Annotated in this window: 12 protein-coding genes; 9 read left to right on the forward strand and 3 right to left on the reverse strand. The window is 44.1% G+C overall.

The window, feature by feature from the left end; translation table 11 throughout:
* The first annotated feature begins 479 nt into the window (after positions 1–479).
* The 9 genes from SHAL_RS14430 (at position 480) to SHAL_RS14470 (ending at position 14,773) form a co-directional block, all read left to right on the forward strand.
* Entirely contained in the window at positions 480–2,948 is a 2,469-nt protein-coding gene (locus tag SHAL_RS14430; RefSeq protein WP_012277863.1) for an OmcA/MtrC family decaheme c-type cytochrome, read from the forward strand.
* 450 nt (positions 2,949–3,398) lie between these two features.
* The gene (locus SHAL_RS14435) at positions 3,399–5,579 is read left to right on the forward strand and encodes an OmcA/MtrC family decaheme c-type cytochrome (protein ID WP_012277864.1); all 2,181 of its coding nucleotides are present in this window, start codon (positions 3,399–3,401) and stop codon (positions 5,577–5,579) included.
* A 374-nt stretch (positions 5,580–5,953) separates the two neighbouring features.
* Positions 5,954–7,990 (forward strand): OmcA/MtrC family decaheme c-type cytochrome, encoded by a 2,037-nt coding sequence (locus SHAL_RS14440; protein ID WP_012277865.1) that lies wholly within the window; start codon positions 5,954–5,956, stop codon positions 7,988–7,990.
* 115 nt (positions 7,991–8,105) lie between these two features.
* Complete coding sequence (locus tag SHAL_RS14445) at positions 8,106–9,092, forward strand: DmsE family decaheme c-type cytochrome (RefSeq protein WP_012277866.1); 987 nt, start codon at positions 8,106–8,108, stop codon at positions 9,090–9,092.
* Positions 9,093–9,105: 13 nt separating this feature from the next.
* On the forward strand, positions 9,106–11,208 hold the full coding sequence (locus SHAL_RS14450) for an MtrB/PioB family decaheme-associated outer membrane protein (protein ID WP_012277867.1): 2,103 nt from the start codon (positions 9,106–9,108) through the stop codon (positions 11,206–11,208).
* Between the two features lie 513 nt (positions 11,209–11,721).
* Complete coding sequence (locus SHAL_RS14455; RefSeq protein ID WP_012277868.1) at positions 11,722–12,300, forward strand: hypothetical protein; 579 nt, start codon at positions 11,722–11,724, stop codon at positions 12,298–12,300.
* Positions 12,301–12,330: 30 nt separating this feature from the next.
* Complete coding sequence (locus SHAL_RS14460) at positions 12,331–12,936, forward strand: uracil-DNA glycosylase family protein (protein ID WP_012277869.1); 606 nt, start codon at positions 12,331–12,333, stop codon at positions 12,934–12,936.
* A gap of 136 nt (positions 12,937–13,072) precedes the next feature.
* Complete coding sequence (locus SHAL_RS14465) at positions 13,073–14,233, forward strand: sugar diacid recognition domain-containing protein (protein WP_012277870.1); 1,161 nt, start codon at positions 13,073–13,075, stop codon at positions 14,231–14,233.
* Between the two features lie 3 nt (positions 14,234–14,236).
* Positions 14,237–14,773 carry a pilus assembly FimT family protein gene (locus SHAL_RS14470; protein WP_012277871.1) on the forward strand — a complete coding sequence of 179 codons (537 nt, stop codon included), beginning with the start codon at positions 14,237–14,239 and terminating at the stop codon, positions 14,771–14,773.
* 84 nt (positions 14,774–14,857) lie between these two features.
* Here SHAL_RS14470 and SHAL_RS14475 read toward each other — a convergent pair whose 3' ends face one another.
* From SHAL_RS14475 to SHAL_RS14485, 3 genes are read right to left on the reverse strand one after another with little or no spacing between them, the layout of a single operon-like run.
* On the reverse strand, positions 14,858–15,817 hold the full coding sequence (locus SHAL_RS14475) for an OmpA family protein (RefSeq protein WP_223296195.1): 960 nt from the start codon (positions 15,815–15,817) through the stop codon (positions 14,858–14,860).
* Between the two features lie 32 nt (positions 15,818–15,849).
* Complete coding sequence (locus SHAL_RS14480) at positions 15,850–16,941, reverse strand: hypothetical protein (RefSeq protein WP_012277873.1); 1,092 nt, start codon at positions 16,939–16,941, stop codon at positions 15,850–15,852.
* Position 16,942: 1 nt separating this feature from the next.
* Positions 16,943–17,671, reverse strand: a complete 729-nt coding sequence (locus SHAL_RS14485) for a fimbrial biogenesis chaperone (protein WP_012277874.1) — start codon at positions 17,669–17,671, stop codon at positions 16,943–16,945.
* Positions 17,672–17,673: the final 2 nt, after the last annotated feature.

Raw genomic sequence — 17,673 nt, forward strand, 5'->3', positions numbered from 1 at the left:
TTTTATTGTCCACCCAATGGCTTCGATAACACCTGCTTTCGACAACAGCTCAGTTGATACAACATCAGCACCAACAAACACTAACAGCGTATAAACACTGACGATAACCTGAGCAACATTTCGCCACTGAAAATGTAAAGTTTTGGTTAACGGATTAGTCTGCTATGGCTCAACGGTTTTGATTCAAATCAAGTTAGTGCTCAAATTCGCGCCAGCAATTAAGCCTAACTTAAGTTTCGACTGTTTAAAATTAATACAAGCTTAAATCACCAACCCCATTCAACTCAACATCCTAATATATAAGAAATTTAACATAAATTAACACTTCAACATCAGCGTAACGACCTAAGTCACATTTACCTCTACCACCTCAAAGGCGACTACCTCTTTTGGGTAGGATCGTGTTGAGGACCCCCTCATGCTAAATAAGAGGTAAAAACCTCATAGCAGATAGCAGCTAACCTATGCAGGGAATGAAAATGATGATGAATCGGTATAAATTAACAAGTGCTGTAAAGTCAGCAATCGGCATTGGCGCACTTTCTATTGCGCTTGTGGGTTGTGGCAGTGACGGCAAAGATGGCGAAGACGGTGAGAATGGTAACATCGGCGTCGACATTCAACAGGCTACTAGCTTAAAAGCCAATATACTCCATGCCACAGTCACTGAAGGCGTTGTCGCCGTTGATTTTGAGCTAGAGAACGCTAACGACGTCGCGGTATCAGGCTTAGAGTCATTCGATAACATTAACACCTTGGGCTTTGGCATCGCTAAGCTTGATGCACTACAAAGGCGTGATATGCATGCTGTAGGCCAGCCAGCTACGCCAGAACAATATAAAGGAGTAAAACCTACTCAATGGACCAGCTATATAAACACAGTGAAGAGCGCTAATTTAGAGCACATTCCTGAGGGCTTTAATCATCTAGCTGGCGACCAAATCCAAGCCAATATTGAGACAGGCTGTAAGACTGAATGTATTGAACTGCTAGAACATGGCACCTATCGCTATACCTTCCAAAAAGCACTTTCAGAATATGAACAGATAGATGCGGTAGATACAGAGTTTAATGCAGAGCTGACACACCGTGTCACATTAGAGCTTAAACCAACGAGTACATTTAGCGCCGCCACTCTTGTTAACACTCATTATGATTTTGTACCTGCACTCGATCGTGCAGCTAGAGCTGATGAGACGCGTAATCTCGTTGATCTGCAAGAGTCCTGTATTCGCTGTCACAGTGATGACTACGACTCAGCAGCATCAAAATTAATGCTACATGGTAGCAAGCGTATCGAAATTGAAAACTGCGTAGTTTGTCATACAACCTACTCTGGCGATCCTGAAACGGGTGCGACAATCGACTTTGGCTCAATGTTGCATCGCATCCATGACGGCACTTACCTCATGGCCGGATACGGCGGTAGTGTACACGATTACACAGAGACCACCTTCCCGACAGATATGGGTAATTGCCAGACCTGTCATATCAATGAGGAGCACTCTCCAGCACAAGCCGAAAACTTCCAGTTCCATCGCCAAGAAGCGTGTGCATCTTGTCACATGGCCGACTTCAACCCTGTCGATAATGCAGAGTGGCTAACCCCTCCAGGAGAAAGCAAAGACAGAGGTTTTGTCGGTAACTACTTCCACTATTATGCCGATCCTGAAACCGATGGCGTTACAGGTGCAGATGTACGTGGCGTGTTTGAAAACCAATCTTGCTCAAGCTGCCATGCTGATGATAGCAACCCACAAGGCGCGGCTCTATTCCATATGGCTAAAGCCAATGAGACCGTCGATATTAGAAAGCAATATGCCTATGAGTTGAGTAATGGTGTATTTGATGCAGAAGCTGGCACACTTGAGTTCACCCTAACTTGGGATCGCGAACTTGCTCCACATGAAGACAGCGCAATTAATGGCTTCTGGATTAATATTCAGGCTTTCGATGGTGTTGAGTTTGTTATGGGACCTAGACCCTCTACAAATGGAGAACTAGGACGTTCAGAGTCAAGAATATCAATGAATCTAGCTGGATTAGAAAACAACGAAAACTTGACTGCAGCTATTGAAGGCAACGCTATAACCTATACAATCAGCGGGATTACAGCTGACAGCATACACACACAGATTGTTGAATTAGGTCAAGGATTCATTGATGGCAAATTAATGGTTTGCGCACAAGGCAGCGAAAGAGTTCCAACTCCTACAGCAACGATTGATTGCGAACGTTTAGAAAGCGATCCATACAATTTTGAGCTTGCAGTAAAAGGTAACAAAGCTTCTTTCTCTGTTGATGCAAGTGAGCTACAGACTCGTTCTTTATCAGTGTCTGAAGAAAAGTGCGCGGCATGCCATGGTGAACAAGCAGATTTCTCTTACGCTCATCAAGGTTATAAAGGCAGTGATAAACCAGATGTAAGTTGTGGTACTTGCCACTCAGGCTCACCAAATACTGTTATCAATTTAGCCGACGGTAGTTGTGTTGCCTGTCATAATGGAACTGGTGCTCCAGGCCACAAATACTATGATTTCAGCCATTCTTTTGATTATAAAGTTCTAATTCATGGTGTACATGCTGATACTCGTACACAGTATGCAAGAGGAAGAGACAAAGCTCAGGGTGATATCACCTATCCTACAGATGCAGCTGATTGTGCAGCCTGTCATGATCAAGGGCAGTTAACATTAGTTAACCTATCAGATACTCCTCCAACGCTTTCAAAGGATGGTACTTACTCACCAACAGTTGCCGCTTGTGCTTCTTGTCACGCACCAACAACTGAGGGGAATGGCTCAGTGATAAGCCATTTCGAATCAAATGGCGGTGTATACCGAGGCAGTGAAGGTAGTTATCAGTTAGGCACAGAAAGCTGTGCAACTTGTCATGCAGAAGGTAAATCTTTCGGAGTAGATAAAGTACATCCGACTAACTACAAATAAGCCTAAACTTTAGCCGGAAACATCGGCTAGGTTTTATGAAGTTAAAAAAAGCGAGAAGATTATCTTTTCGCTTTTTTTATCCCCAATAAGGTAATGTTTTAACCCACAATGTCGACCCTATGTATCAACTAGATAAGGGAGAAACATTCAAATAAAGCTGGGTGAACTTAAGCACCATTTTAATCACACTTACGCAACAACTAGCATTTTATTTGAGAGTAATTCTTAATCGATAATTAAAATAGCCCTAAAAATACACTTTTCCTTCTACCCCTAAAGAAATAGTCTGACCTTAATCACATAAAGGGGTTAAAACACCTGCTAAATATCTCCCTCTTAGTTAGCCTTAGAGTTGGAAATAAAATTCCACACACTAATTGCAGCTAGGTGAGAATAATTCTCATAAAAGACCTGCAGTTAGTGATGATTAAAACTATTGCAGGGACAAAAATGATGAAATTTTTTAACTTAAGCGCTGCTTCAAAAGCGTTGCTTGCAGCGGGCATGCTATCACTAGCAGTCACAGGTTGTGGCGGCGATGATGGTAAAAATGGTGAAGACGGCAAGCCAGGTCCAGTTGGCTCACCTATCGGTTCAGTATCACAAGTAAAAGCTGACATCACCTCAGCGAGTGTGAGTGAAGATGGCTTCCTAACCGTAAACTTCAATCTAGCTGACGCAAACGGCGCAGCAGTATTTGGTTTACAGCAAGATGATATTGGTGCTGTTTCTTTCGGTCGTATGGGTAATGAAGACGAAGTCGGCACTACTGATATTGAAGGTTCACCTCGCGAAATCTGGTTGAGCTACTTCAACAAAGATAAAGGTGAAGGCCACTACACTGGCTCTTCATACTTCCAAGGTAAAAACTGTGATGATTGTCTAACTGACAATGGCGACGGTAGCTACACATTAGTATTAAACAAAGCTGTTGATACTTTAGATAAATATGCGTTTGATGCAGAAGCGACTAACGGTATTTACTTAGGCGTGAAATCCGCAAATGATGCTGGTTCAACACTAGTTGATAATAGCTTCTTCTACTGGCAGCCAAGTTCTGACACTGCTCAAGAACTGCCAAAGGCAGTCATTGCAAACGAAACATGTCAATCTTGTCACCGTCCAGGTCAAGATGGCGCCTTAGCACTACACGGTGGCAAACACGTTACACTTGAGTCTTGTACTTTCTGTCATGCTGATTACAACACTTACATGAAGCAAGACAAAGATGCAGACGGTAATGCTGTTGGTGAAGCATACCAGTTCGATGGTTCAATCAAGGGCATGGCTCACGATATTCACAGCCACTCTTACTATAACGGTATCTACCCACAGTCGGCTTCAAACTGTCTAACTTGTCACCAACCAGATGAAAATCTAGCTATGGCTGACGCTTGGAAAGGCGATATCGACACTGCCACTTGTATGAACTGTCACAACAGCCCATACGCAGTGCCAAGCTGGCACTGGGATTCTGATAACAACCAAATTCAAGACAGCAAGAAAAACTGTGTAAGCTGCCACAACGATCCAGACGGTTACCGTGGTGCAGAACGTGGTCACTATGCTGAAAACGACAACGCACAAGCTGCTGTTACTAAAGTAACGTTTAACAGCATGAGCTATGACGCAGCCTCTAAAACTGTAACTGCTAACATGACAGTGACCAATGGCGATGCAACAGTCACTCTTGCACAGATCGACCCTAGCCCATACAAGTACGGTGGATTTACAAGCGCTATCGTATTCAATGGTGTAGTAGATGATGATTTTGTTGTTAACTACCAAAAAATTGGCTACGACAAGTTTGCAGCGGGTGCTGAAGGCTCTATCGATGTGACCTTTACTGATGCAGATTATAAAGTTGCTGAAGTAATGGAAACTGCGGGTGTTAAAGCCGCTCTAAGCAGCCAATTACACGTTTGTTTTGACGGCAAAGGTGCTGTAGCTGACTGTGAAAAGGCTACAGATGGTTCAATTTCTAACTCTGGCCCATATGCAGTATCTGATACTTTCTACTTCGAAGTAGATGGCACTAAAGTTGAAAAGTCTCCACGCGTACAACACGCTGCAATGACAGACTGTCAGCAGTGTCACACGACTGACATCAAGCACCGCTTCAGCAACGATATGGATGGCTGTGCAACTTGTCACAACGGTACTCGTGATAGAAAGACATCAAGCTCTAACTTAGCTTATATCGTTCACAGCAAGCACTACTTGTATGACAGCGGTGGAAAGATGTTCTTCAAGAAGGCTGAGTGTCAAGCATGTCACGGTGAAGATGGCTTCTCGCTAAGTAAGATCAAAGGTGATGCAGCTCCTGTTGCATTCGGTAAGGTTCAGAATGGTGTTGATCCTGAAGGAAAGCCAGTCTATACCGATGAGCAGCTTGTTGTGTCTCCACAAACAGCGGCTTGTGTAAGCTGCCACCAAGCACCATATGCATTGGATAGCTCAGGGGCTTCACACATCCAGTCTATGGGCGGTATCTTAGTTCAAGAAGGTGCTTCTCTAAGCACATTGGGTATTCCAGCTTCAGACTATGACAAGCTTGATGTACAAGAGACTTGTGCTACTTGTCATAAAGATGCTTCTCTACTAGAGGCACACGCAAACTGGGGCAAGTAACTACTAGTTAGTTATGCTCATCGTTAACGTGTAATACAAAAAAGGGAGGCTTAGCCTCCCTTTTTATTTGGAATATAACTGGAAAACCACAACCAACAACCTCTGAAAACTTTTATTACATTTATCACGTATATAAGTCCGATATTTTTAACTTTTACAACGTTTCCCCCCTCCCCCCTATACCTCTTTAGAAATAGGAAGATCCATGTCACATCTTGGCACCTGTTATGCAGATTTTAACCCTACATTACGTTAGCCTTTCCTTGGGGAATCTTATTTCCAGCATTGACTTAAGCGGAAATTAAAAAATTACAGTCGGCTTCACTAAATCGAGCCACACGCCTAAGACAGTGCCAAACCTATGCAGGGAAAAAATGATGAATACGAACAAATCTAAAATAGCGCTGCTTCTAGCAGCAGGTGCTGTCTCTATGGCCCTAACAGGCTGTGGTGGCGACGATGGTAACGACGGTAATCCTGGCAACCCAGGAGGCCCAGCTGCTGATTACATCAATACACTTAATCTAAAAGTGACCGATGTTACTTATGCCGATGGCGTTCCGACAATCAATGTGTTTGCGACAAACGAAGAAGACCTGCCTGTTGTTGGTCTAACTGCGCTTGAAGTGAAAAAAGTTGTACAACTTATCCCACAAGGCGCTACGGGTGCGGGTAACAGTGCAGAGTGGCAACAGACTTATAGCTCACCTCGTAGTAATGCAGACAAGTTAAAGCCTGTCGATCTAAAAAACGGTAACTACAGCTTTACTATTCCAGTTGAAGGTTATAATGCTGAGCTGACTCAGCGCTATAACATCATCGCCAGCGCTTCAACACTCGCCGATGGCGAAACGGCTGTGCCACGCACCGAACTATCTCAAGATTTTTCTGGTACAGGTTATGAAGCCACATACACTAAAGATATTGTAGCCACCGAGACATGTAACTCATGTCATGCTGAAGGTAAGAAAATCTTCCACGGCTATACCTCTTCTGAGACTTGTGCATCTTGTCATACTCAAGAGATGGCTGATAGCAAAGGTAAGCCATATGTTGCTTATAATTTCCTTATCCATAATGTGCACAACAATATCGAAGAAGCACATTTACCTGATGATGAAAAGCAAAATGAGTCCGCAGAAAGAGCACATGCTTTAATTCAAGATAACTGTACAACCTGTCACGTTGCACCTAAAGAAGGTGAAACAGATCTAGCAGAATGGGGTAACTGGTCACGCGTTCCAACCATGGAAACTTGTACTAGCTGTCACGTGAACATTGACTTTAAGGCTGGTCAAGGTCACTCTCAGCAAGCTGACAACTCAAACTGTGTTGCGTGTCATAACGCTAGCTGGACTGAAGAGATCCACACAGAAGGCTTCGTTCAAAAGAAAGCTTTCATCGACCAGTATGGTATGGAAGCAAGTTTAACTGCTGTTAAAACTGACGCTGGTAGTGATACCACATTAAGCGTGACAATTACCGATGCAGCAGGCACTGCGATTGATGCTGCAACTATTATTGCAAACATCGAACAGCTAGAAACCATCACTAACGTTGGCCCTAACTACCCAGTTATGGGTTACAACAACAACCCTATCAATGGCGAACATAAAGTTCTTATCAACTTAGTTAAAGATGGTGAGTTATCTGTTGAGCCAAAAGTTGAAATTGTTGATGGCAAGTTCGTAACGGTAATTAAAGAACTACCTTACGGTGACGCTAAAACAGATACAGACACAGCATTTAGCTTAATCGGTTTATCTCTTTGTAATGACGGTGAAACAGCCGTTAAGTGTGAAGAAGGTGTATCGCTTACAAGTATGAAGGCTGCAATGGCACATGGCACTTTATCTGGTGAAGCCCCAAGTGTACGTCATACCGATTCAGTTAACTTCAAAGCTTGTGAAAGTTGTCATGGCACCGAATGGGAGCTCCATAAAGAGTACCACGCAGGCTTTGTGATGACTGAGCAACTAGGCCGTGAAGTTGATGGTGAAATGGTTGTTGGCGTAGATGGTTGTGTTACATGCCATACTCCTGACGGAACCTATATGTCTGGTGGTAAGATGGGCGCTCTTGAGCTTAAGCTTCACAAAGTACACAGCTCTGGTGACTACGCAGTTATCCCTGGCATGAACTGTGACCAGTGTCATAACGACCTAAATCTTGATGCATTCAAGAAGAAAGGCGCCCTAGCAACAGATAGCGGACAATACACAACTCCTATCGCTGCAACGTGTGTATCTTGCCATAGCTACAACATGGACAGTTTCAAAGCTCACGTCGAAGGTCAAGGTGCAATTGTTAACAGCTTAGACAAGCAAGCTGTAACAGATGCTGCGCAACTAGAAACTTGTTTCTACTGCCACGTACCTACACCAAGCGATCACACTTCTGTGAAGATGTAATTTGCGCAACTCTCAATGACTCGTCGTTATCGACTGAGTTAAAGAGTTTTGAAAAAAGGGGGAGGTCTCTCCCCCCCACTTTCTCTTCAAAATTGTGCAAGTTTAGGAAGCTATTATGAAGATCACAAAAAGATTAAAAACCCTACTACCCGCCTTAATGGCGACGGCGGTACTGTCACTTGGTTTTGCTCAAACAGCCACTGCTTCTAAGTGGGATGCCAAGATGACGCCTGATGAAGTCGAAGTCATACTGGATCAGAAATTTGCCGAAGGTAAGTACTCACCAAAAGGTGCTGACTCTTGCCTTATGTGTCACCGCAAGTCTGAAAAAGTGATGGACCTGTTCAAAGGCGTTCACGGTTCAGTAGATTCGAGCAAGAGCCCAATGGCTGGCCTTCAATGTGAAGCGTGTCACGGCCCTATGGGTAAGCATAACCGCGGCGGCAACGAGCCAATGATCGCCTTCGGTCCAGACTCTACTCTGGCGCCAGAGCTGCAAAACAGTGTTTGTATGAGCTGTCATAAAGATGACAAGCGTATGGATTGGAATGGTGGACACCATGACAATGCAGATGTTGCTTGTGCTTCTTGTCACTCTGTACATACAGCCAAAGATCCTGTTCTTTCTAAGAACACTGAAATGGAAGTGTGTACTAGCTGTCATACTCAGCAAAAAGCTGACATGAACAAGCGTTCAAGCCACCCAATGAAGTGGGCGCAAATGGTGTGTAGCGATTGTCACAATCCACACGGCACCATGAGCGAGGCGGATCTTGTTAAGCCTAACGTTAATGAAACCTGCTACTCATGCCATGCGGAGAAGCGCGGCCCAAAACTGTGGGAGCATGCACCCGTTACTGAAGACTGTGTGACATGCCACAACCCACATGGAAGCGTTAACGAAGGTATGCTTAAGACTCGTGCTCCACAGCTATGTCAACAGTGCCACTCTTCTGCGCATAGCGGTCAAGCACTCTTTGGCAACACAGCTCAAGGTTCAACTGTCGGCGGCAATGCCATGACAGGCGGCCGTAGCTGTCTGAACTGTCATAACCAGATCCATGGTTCAAACCATCCATCTGGCAAGCTACTGCAGCGCTAACGGAGACGAGAAGATGAAATTCAAATTAAATTTAGTCACGCTCGCTTTGCTAACCAATGCTGGCATGTTTATGTCTGGCGCTGCGATTGCGGCTGATGGTTATGGCATTCAAAATGCGAACACTGAAAAAGTAAAATTCGACAAGTGGGTTTGCAAAAACTGTAAAGTCGAAAAAGGTGTAGCTGGTACTGTTGGTATTGGCGCAGGCTATAGCGACAGCGATGACATTCGCTCTGCGAATGCTTTTGCTACCGAAGATGGCTTTGCCGGTAAAGTTGACGCCGATGTGAAATACACCGGCGAAAATGGCTACCAAGCCACTATCGAAGCTGAAAATCTAGGCATGGAAGATAGCCGCGCAGAGATCAATGCAGGTAAAGCGGGTCAATACAACTTGAACCTAAACTACCGTCAAATCGCAACCTACAAAACTGATAAGGCGATGAGCCCTTATCAAGGTATCGGTGGCGATGACCTTACCCTACCGGGTGATTGGGTTCATGGCGGCAGCACGCAAGATATGACAAACTTGTACTCAAGTCTTAATCCACTTGAGCTTTCACTTAAGCGTAAACGCGCAGGCTTAGGTTTCGAGTATCAAGCTGAAACGCTGTGGAGCACTTACGTTAACTATCAACGTGAAGACAAGACTGGTCTAAAACAAGCATCGGGTAGTTTTTATAATCAATCTATGATGATTGCCGAGCCTGTTGATTACACCACAGATACCCTTGAAGCGGGCGTTAGCTTCTCTGGTGACAACTGGTTTACTTCAGTAAACTATAACGGCTCAATCTTCAAGAATGAGTATAGTGAACTGTCTTTTGAAAATGCGTTCAGCCCAACTTTTGGTGCGCAAACAACTGGCTACATGTCTTTAGACCCTGATAACGAAGCGCATACCGTTTCAGTTCTTGGTCAATATGTTGCAGGCAGTACCGTGATGAATGGTCGAGTCTACTTGGGCCAGATGACTCAAGATCAGGACTTCAACACATCGGGTTACGGCTATCAAATGCCAAGCGAATCACTAGATGGCCGGGTCGATACTCAAGGTGCAACCCTGAAGGTTGTTTCTCGTATTAATCGTCAGCTACGTTTAAACGCAAGTTACGATTATAGCGACCGCGATAACAAGACTAATGTTGAAGAGTGGACGCAGATCAGCATCGATTCAACAACAGGTCAAGTGGCTTACAATACGCCTTACGACATCACCACTCATAAAGCTAAGCTGGGTGCAGACTACCGTCTAGCACGCGGCCATAAGCTTGAAGGTGGATTCGACTACCGTAAAGATGAGCGTAGCTATTCTGATCGCGAAACCACTGACGAAAGCACACTTTGGGCTAAGTACCAGCTCAGCGCTTTTGCTAACTGGAACATGTGGGTCAAGGGTAGCTATGGTCAACGTGATGGCTCTCATTACCAAGCATCTGAGTGGACTTCTGACGAGTCAAATGATCTACTGCGCAGATACAATCTTGCCGATAGAAAGCGTACGCAAATCGAAGCCCGTGTGACTCACAGCCCAATCGATAGTCTGACGCTAGACTTTGGTGCTCGTTACGCACTTGATGATTATAACGAAACACAAATAGGCCTAACTGAATCGAAAGATATGAGTTATGACGCCAGTGTTAGTTACCTAATCAATGATGACATGACAGTAACGGCGTTTTATAACCGTCAGAACATCGATTCAGATCAAGCGGGTAGCAGCAATAATGGTGCAGCCAACTGGTTTGGTGTAGTTGAAGATCAATTCGATATTATCGGTGCAGGCTTTAGCTATAACAATCTAATGGATCAGAAGCTTCGTCTAGGTGTTGATTACACGTACTCAGACTCTAACAGTAACACCCAAGTCACTCAGGGCATTACTGGTGACTACGGTGATTATTACGCTAAAGTGCATAACGTCAACGTTTACGCCTTATACAAAGCGACAGAAAAGATGGATCTGCGCTTAGACTATAAGATGGAAAACTATAAAGACAATGATGCAGCAAATGACATCGCGCCTGATAGCATCTCGAATGTGTTGAGTTTTGGCAGCAATAGCCACGACTATAACGCACATTTGATCATGCTTAGCGTAAGTTACCGTTTGTAGTAATATCTGTCACTGGTATTAGATACACAAAAAACCCGCTTAATGCGGGTTTTTTATTGCCTAAAATTAATGGGCTCGGACAAATCTAGGTCAGCTCTTATTTTTCCATAAGGCTTATCTACCACCAAGCGCTACGCTTTCCAAGTTCACGGAGGAAAAGCTTAAGGCTTGAGCTGTTACCTTTCTTAGTGTCCTCCGTGCCCTTTGTGGTGAGCCTTTTTTACCCTAATACGGTTTAGCTAGTGCAGAAACTATAGAGTTACAAGTCGATCCTAACATCCCGAACAATTAAGTGAATTCCAGCACAAGTATGGAGTTGGTTACGATAACACTATCAGGCCAATCTCAGCTCTAATCGTTACGAGGATATAGTTGGTATTACTACAAATTAAGTGAGCTCGATCACCGCAGAGATAAAAACTAGCGCTAAAAACGGGCTTCCTCTCCATTCATCTTGAACTTATTGCTGCTTTAGTAGATCTTAATATCATCATATTCATCTAAAGACTTCTCATGACTCGTTCAACAACTTTGTATAAAGCAGTTCTTCTATCAATCTTTATTGCACCGCTACCAGCCTTTGCCATGCAGTCAGATACGACTAATGTATTGCTATTAGCCATCACTCTAGGTGGTTTTAGCTTCTTCAACCTACTGCTCAACGGCCTGTTTTATTTTACGGGTAAGTATCACAGCCGTGATTTTGCCAAGATGCACACTTTAATTGCGATTATCCCTGCCGTTATCGCACTGTTTATCGCACTGATTTACTTCGATAGCGCAGGCGCAATTTGGATGAATATCGGTGTGATAATTGTTAGCGTAGGACTAAGCTTATTACCTCTACAGCTAAATCTATCTGCCACTAAGGCCCCCACTAAAAACAGTGCACTTATTATCGCACTTGCCGCTATCGCGCTATTAATCGCTGCCTTTTACGTGACACCCATCGCCGTTTTCGCTATCGCCTGCGCCCATGTAGCCTTGATTAGCCAAGACGATATTAAGGTGAAGTTTTTAAGCCTATCAACTCTGGCTATTGGCTACGGTTACTTAGGCTATTGGGCTTACCAAATCATTCAATATAGCTAAATTAGCAGCACTAATACCAAGACAGGTCTTATGCCTAACGAACGTAACTTCATTCAACTCCAAGCAGATATCGCTCAATGCCAGATCTGCTCTGAGTTTTTGCCTCTTGAACCTAAGCCTATTGTTCAGTTAGGCAAGTACGCCAAAATCCTTATAGCTGGTCAGGCCCCTGGGCAAAAGACGCATTATAAAGGACGCCCCTTCGGTGATGCTAGCGGCGAGCGTTTACGCACATGGCTTGGTGTCACTAAAGAACAGTTCTATGACCCTAACTTGTTTGCCATCTTGCCCATGGGTTTTTGTTATCCAGGCAGTTACACCTCAGCCGATAAACAGAGCGGCGATAAACCGCCGCGCCCCGAATGTGCCAAAAAGTGGCGTCAGGACGTATTAAACCGGCTTGAACATATTGAGCTGACGCTATTAGTCGGCAAATATGCTATCGAGTGGCACCTAAAACAGAAACTCAGTGTCACACAATCTGTGGCTAACTGGCAGGCGCTGTGGCCAAATACCTTGGTAATGCCACATCCAAGCCCAAGAAACAATATCTGGCTTAAGCGTCATAGCGAGTTTGAACAAGAGATCGTTCCTCAATTGCAACAGCGGGTTGCTGCACTAATAAAACAGCCATAACCTGCGCGGCTAATTACGTATTAAGCTCACAATTAGCTGAAAAAGTAATGCCACAAGTTAGAAGTTTAAGGCACTGTATCATCGCTCGATTTCAGTTAGTCTCTTTCATCAGTTTGAGTCGTTAGTGAGGATAAACGTGTACTTTCTAGATGGTTCATTAGCACGGCAGATTGTTAAGCGCACCATGAAGATCATCGGTCATAATATCAATGTTATGAATAATCATGGCGTTATTTTAGGTTCTGGAGAACTCCATCGCATAGGTGCCATACACGAAGGTGCATTACTGGCTATTAGTCAAAAGCGCACCGTAGAGATCAGCACTCACAGCACAGGTACACTCCAAGGCGTAAAGCCCGGTATCAACCTTCCATTGCACTATAAAGGGGAGATCATCGGTGTTATTGGTATCACTGGAGAACCAGAAAAGCTGCGTAGCTACGGTGAGCTACTCAAGATGACCGCCGAGATCATCGTCGAGCAAGCCAATACCATAGAACAAGCTCAATGGCAGTCTCGGCAAAAAGAGGAGCTGATCATTGAGCTGATTAAATCAGAGGGGGCATTTACTTCGCATCAACGTAACTGGGCTTCACAGCTTAATATTGATCTCAATGCACCGCGTGTTGCTGCAGTTATTCAAGTACAGGCCGACGAGGAGGAAACCACAGCTAACTCGATGCTAAAGCAAGTATTGCACCTGCTAGAGAATCCGTCGCGCGGAAATCTTGTAGCGATGACGTCGATGACCGAATTAGTGATTTTAAAACCCGCTTTTCTTGATGGGAAATCTTGGGACCCGACTCTTGAAAGTGAACGTATAGATCAACTCCTCAGTAGGCTTCCAAAAGAGCTTAATAGTCGCCTAAAGATCTCACTAGGACATTTCTTTCCTAAACCTGAAGAGATTAATCGCTCTTACCAGACGGCATTAGAAACCTTGACCATTGGCCAACAGATGCAGCCCGAACACAGTAAATACCTTTACGAAGACTATTCGCTACAGGTGCTATTATCAGTGCTTAAGGATAATTGGCGCGGCAAAGAACTACTCAGCCCCTATCAAGCATTAGTCAAGGCTGACAAAAATGGTCAATTGATAAAAACGATGAATGCTTACTTATTGCATTTTGGTGATCTGCAGCAATGTGCTAATGTTCTTTTTATTCATCGAAATACGCTACGCTATAGACTCGATAGGATCCAGCAAATAACGGGTGCAAACCTCAATCAGCTAGATGGGTTATTGCAGCTGTATATTGGCCAAGTGATGCTAGAACAACCTAAGCAAAGGTAAGATATGATACTCAGCAAGACTGCCAAAAATGGCTTCACATTAATCGAATTGGTCGTGGTCATCATCGTACTGGGAATTTTAGCGGTTATCGCCTTGCCCAAGTTTGTTAATTTTCACGCCGACAGTAAAGTCGCAGTGCTAGATGGTATCGCTGGTGCCATGAAAAGTGGCCTGGATTTAGTCCACAGCAAGGCTGTTATTGAAGGAGAAAATGTCGGTTCTGGAAGCATTGAATATGCAGGAGTCACTATTCCGCTTTACAATGGCTACCCCGCCGTTGATGGCAATGATAGCTTCGATGAGCTTAATCGTCAGGTTCGCGCTTGGCTTGATATCGACTCAGTATCACTGACCACTATCAAACTTGATAATGATGCAGCGCCTTTCTTTGTCGACAAATCCACGGCTAATAATCACATTTATATCTTTTTCTCTGAAGATCTTAATGATAAAAGCGTCAGCTTTAACTGCCATATTCGTTATGAAAATGCCATTAACGCCACAGAGCCTGTCATTACCGTCAAACACAGTGACTGTTAGTTGCAGGACGCTTAATCAAAAGATTTTAGCCGTAAACAGTGATCCTCTGGCTGTTAATACCAGCACTATATAGTACCAAGGGCATTAATTGAGCTCGATTTTGACTCTACGATTTAACGCTCGCCCCTCAGCGGTTCTGTTTGTAGCTACGGGGCTCGCCTCCCCTTTCCAATCGACATGGATACGGCTTGGCTCTACGCCGTTGGAGATAAAATAGCTTCGAGTCGCTTCGGCGCGTTGTTTCGATAGCGTTAAGTTATACTCCTTCGCGCCTAAGCTGTCAGTGTAGGCGGTAATACAGATCTCAGTATCCTTACTCGCTATTACATTTTTTAGCACCTCAGCTAAAGCTTCAGTGGCAACAAGCTTACTACTATCAAATCCAAATAAACTTTTAGCACTGATTGATACGGGTTTCGATACCGTAATGGCGGTTGTCGATGTTGCGTCAAGGAGTTCAACTTTCTTTTTATGTTTAAGCGTTGGCTCTACCGCTGGGCGTACAGGCTGATGTGAGACAACACCAAACTTATAGTTAATCCCTAGCGTAAACTCATACAAGTCATCATCAGTGCTTGGGGTATCTTTAATCCAGCGATATCCGCTATCAAGCTCCCAGTTGGGTGATAGTCGATACTTGATACCTAAACCACTACTAAGCGACACGTTATCTTCAACCCAGGCTGGACCTAATTTAACATACAGCGCGGCATCATCACTGAGTCGATATCGAGTCGACAAAGAAGCCCCGATTGCAAATAAGTTTTTATCTTCTCCAGATAGCTCATCTTGATACTGGCCTAGATAACTCATATCCGTTTCTACCGATAAATAAGAGTTGATGTTATATCCTAGGGTCAAACCCGAGCTAAGGTTAACCATTTTGTTCTCCCCCGGCTCTAGCGGCTCTTCACTGTCCAGTAATACGCCACCCAGCTTGCCACCAAAATAAAAATCACCATCACTATAAAAACTTTTAGCTGCCACAGCATCCTGGCAGAGCAAGAATATACTGACAAAACAGATAAACTTTATCGGGCTCATTCCCATCGAACTCCATTTATTCAGAGTTATCTTCACAACTGCACCTCAAACATCAGGGTAAAATTGTCGTTATAACGTTTCTCTTCTACGTCATTCACTGAGACATTCTCAAAGCCAACATCGAGCATAAAGGGGATCATAGTGGCACCTGGCGCATCTATCTTTGCTTCGCCTATGTCAACTAAGTGGCCATTAGCGACTAACTCTGATTGGCTGCTACATCCTTGGCAGCTAATGCTGTATGGGATCTGAGTCGCACTGCCAGAGTCCGGCTTTAGGTTATAGTCATCGGTATCTTTGTTAATTAACCGAAATGTCAGTCCATTTTGAAATTGGCCTAACACCGAAACCTTAAACCCCGTATTGCCACTCACAGTATGTTTGTAGGTGTCATATTCAGGAGTTATATGGCCGTGACCCAATACATTAATACGGCTAATTACACTCGGGTTGTAGGCGATCTGCATCGAAAAAGTGATGGGAATATTACGGTAGGTTTTTACCGCTTCAGAAATATTGGCCTTAAATCCATAGCTAATGACCCCAGTTACGGTACCCGAATATATTCCTTTAGCCTTGCCCTTTAATCGGGTAATAAGCTCGGCTTTATCGAAACGAATGACTGGCTGATAGCGCTTAAAGGGCGTAGTAGGACTAGCAAACTGAATGCTTTTATCGGCAATACAGAACCCATTGCGACTGGTGTTCATTACAGTCGTAGTTGCGGCTACACTCGACTGTTCACAAACTGGATAACTATCGGCATAAGGACTTTGCGAGAGCTGCCCACTAAGCTGATACTTCACCCCGCTTAATTTAATCGGCATAGACACATGCTCAGTACCGCTCGACAACTCGATGTTCATCTGCGTAGGTGTGGTGTAAGTACCAGGCACCCACATTGTCGTCTGCGGCAATCTAACAGGAGTAAACCAGTAATTTGGGCGGATATACTCACCATCGTTACTGGCATTAGCCCACTCGAGCTTATCGCCAGTTAACGTACCATTGATGGTAAATGCACTCGCGGACATTGATGTACTAAGCAATACACTGACGAACAACGGCATCAAGACAAAATCAAAGCAGGCCTTTAGTGGCTGTTTGATGACTGCAAGGCACATCTTACTCTCCTCGGCTCAAGCGGATCTCTTCGCGGTATGACTCATCATGATTTAACACCATCACTTCTAACTCCTCGGCTTGTAATACCTCAGGAACGTGAACGTCACGGGTTCTGCCAGCCAATATGGTGAAATTGGCTTTACATAATGCTCTGTCATCATCCTCATCGATAATCCCATCTTTATCGCATTGATCAATGACGATATCGATCATGGTATTACCTGAGTTTTTCGCCGTGATCGTGTCGCCTTTATAGTCGAGTAAATATTCAACCTGACTCACTTTAGCCGGTACGATGTAATAAGGTGAGAAGCCAAATAACATGTTGATTTTCGATTGCTGCTTACCTTCGGTGCTGTAGGAGACCGGCTCAATATTAATCTGATAAACTTGGTCTTTGTCAGTATCACAGCGTTCACCACAGATACTTTCCACTTGGATCTCTTTTACCATATTTGGCTCAATGACCAATTTAGAAGGCTTAGTGGCTATGCCCCACGAATCAAGATTATCGCGAGTGTAAGGCGTCTTGATAATCTTGTTATCAACAATCTCAACCTTCGACACTGAAGTCTTAAGGAAGTAAGTAATTTCATCTGTATTATCTAAGGTAAACACCCCAGCTTTGGTCTCTGGATTTGTTAGCATTAAACTACTGATCGCCATCGCTGATGCATCGAAAACAAACAGAGATAATATGATCAATAATAAAGGTTTCGTCATCTTCATAA

The organism is Shewanella halifaxensis HAW-EB4, assembly GCF_000019185.1.
Lineage (GTDB): Bacteria > Pseudomonadota > Gammaproteobacteria > Enterobacterales > Shewanellaceae > Shewanella > Shewanella halifaxensis.